The 2,171-nt window shown below is 61.2% G+C and carries 3 protein-coding genes; 1 reads left to right on the plus strand and 2 read right to left on the minus strand.

Features of this window, described 5'->3' with window-relative positions; genetic code table 11:
- Positions 1–180: 180 nt before the first annotated feature.
- Entirely contained in the window at positions 181–603 is a 423-nt protein-coding gene (gene ndk / locus WEA77_RS07560; protein WP_368067256.1) for a nucleoside-diphosphate kinase, read from the plus strand.
- 143 nt (positions 604–746) lie between these two features.
- Here the strand turns inward: ndk and WEA77_RS07565 are convergent, their stop codons facing one another.
- Together WEA77_RS07565 and WEA77_RS07570 are read right to left on the minus strand one after the other, a co-directional pair.
- Positions 747–1,760, minus strand: a complete 1,014-nt coding sequence (locus WEA77_RS07565) for an NADP-dependent oxidoreductase (protein WP_368067257.1) — start codon at positions 1,758–1,760, stop codon at positions 747–749.
- Between the two features lie 40 nt (positions 1,761–1,800).
- Positions 1,801–2,171: GNAT family N-acetyltransferase (locus tag WEA77_RS07570; RefSeq protein ID WP_368067258.1), on the minus strand; the 371-nt coding region annotated here is incomplete at its 5' end.

Here is a 2,171-nt window from a genome sequence, read left to right on the forward strand (position 1 = left end):
GGCGCTCAAAACGCTGCACATCAGCAACAACGCCGGGAACGGAAACTGATCAGATGTTCCTTAATATTTCCGCCCCGTGACTTTTCGGCGACAGGTGGGCCACCTCTGGCCTGTTGCCGCCGGGCGGCGGGGCCGCTATAGGCCGCGCAAATCCGCAACCCACAGATTCAGGAAGCCCTCATGGCCGTGCAGCGTACCTTTTCCATCATCAAGCCGGACGCCACCGAGCGTAACCTCACCGGCGCCATCAACGCTGTCATCGAGAAGGCCGGCCTGCGCATCATCGGCCAGCGCCGCATCCAGATGACCCGCGCCCAGGCCGAACGCTTCTACGGTGTTCACCGTGAGCGCCCCTTCTTCGGAGAACTGGTCGACTTCATGATTTCCGGCCCGGTGGTCGTGCAGGTCCTCGAAGGCGCAGACGCCATCACGAAATACCGCGATGTGATGGGCGCCACCAACCCTGCCCAGGCCGCTGACGGCACGATCCGCAAACTTTTCGCCAAGTCGATTGGCGAAAACTCGGTGCATGGCTCAGACTCGGCCGAGAACGCTGCACTCGAAATCGCGCAGTTCTTCTCGGAAGCCGACATCGCGGCCTGAGCGCCGGTATCGTCTTCAGATGTAAAAGAAGCCGGCAGGGGAAACCTTGCCGGCTTCTTTTCTTAAGCGCCCGGCAGGTGCTGACCCTACCTGTCCCAGCTTTTGCCGGGATCACAAGATGGAAAGAGGAGTGCGTTGGCCCGCTACTCCGCCCCGACCTTTACAACCCGCCGCCCGGAATTCTCGCCCCGGAACAGGCCGCAGAAGGCTTCCGGCATCGAGGCGATTGCGTCGAAGCGTTCTTCCTGGATCTTCAATTGTCCGCTAGCGATCATCTTCGCCATCGTACCCAGGGCTTCGGGGAAGCTGCGCATAAAGTCGAATACGACGAGGCCTTGCATGTTCACCCGGTGGGTGATGAAGGGCTTTGTGTTGACGATACCCGGCGTTTGCTCCGGGGTCAGATTATAGTCGGCGACCTGGCCGGAGATGCAGATGCGCCCGTACAGCGCCATCAGCGGCAGCACGCGGTTGACCATCGCGTTGCCGACATTGTCGAACAGGACATCGACGCCTTTCGGGAATTCTGCGGCGATCGCGGCGGTCAGGTCTCCGTCAGTCTTGTAGTTGATTGCGCCATCAAAACCGGCCTCGTTCAGCAGCCAGTCACACTTTGCCTTTGACCCGGCGACGCCGACGACCTTCGAGGCGCCCCAGGCTTTCGCCAGCTGGCCGGCGGTGGCGCCGACCGGGCCGGCTGCCGAAGTGACCAGCACGGCGTCACCTTCCTTGAAACGCGCGACATCCTTCGTACCAAACCAGGCGGTAAGACCGGGCACGCCCAGCACACCTATCCAGGCTGACAGCGGCACGCCGGGTACATCCATCACCTTGCCAATGAAACCTTTTCCCGATTGCAGCGAATGAGTTTTCCAGCCTCCCGCGCAGAATACCTTGGTGCCCACCTCCCAGTCAGGATTGTTGCTCGCCTCAATCATGCCGACGCTGAAGCCGTCAATCGGCTTGCCGAGCGGCAGCGCGGCGGCATAGCTGTCACCGCCTGAAAGGCGTGAGCGCGTGCCAGGGTCCACCGAACACCAGATATGCCGTACACGGAATTGTCCGTCCTTCGGCTCCGGCAGTGCCAGTGTTTCAAGCTGGAAATCCTCCGGCTGCGGCGCACCATTGCAATACTGTTTCAGAACGATCTGTTGCACGTTTCCGGTCCTCTGTTTCATTTTCTCGCCAGACGTGAGGTCAAGCGAAGTCTCTGGGTTTTTCGCCGGGCCTGGTCGTGAACAGGCCGGTCCATTCGGGATGCTTGGCATACTGACCGCGCACACAGGGACAGATAGGGATGATCTTGAATCCATCGGTGCGGGCATCGTCCAGCATTAATTTCAGCAGCGCTCTGGCCGCACCGTGCCTACCCATCGCGTCCGGCACGCCGGTATGGTTCGCGCTGCTCACGCCGGGTCTCTCGTGCGTGCAGGTGATCTCGCCTTCGGCATCGATGCCGTCGATCCGGGCGACATAGCGGCCGGCGCGGGGCCCGTCTTCCTTTGTGATGACGATTTCGCTCATCTGTCCGTCCCGGCTCTGCCGCATTACCTTACTGTATCGCGCGG

The organism is Hyphomonas sp., assembly GCF_040882205.1.
In the GTDB taxonomy this organism is placed as follows: domain Bacteria; phylum Pseudomonadota; class Alphaproteobacteria; order Caulobacterales; family Hyphomonadaceae; genus Hyphomonas.

Bases quoted from the DNA above. Each gene is read 5' to 3' on its own strand.
- ndk (WP_368067256.1), top strand. From the start codon at position 181: ATGGCCGTGCAGCGTACCTTTTCCATCATCAAGCCGGACGCCACCGAG.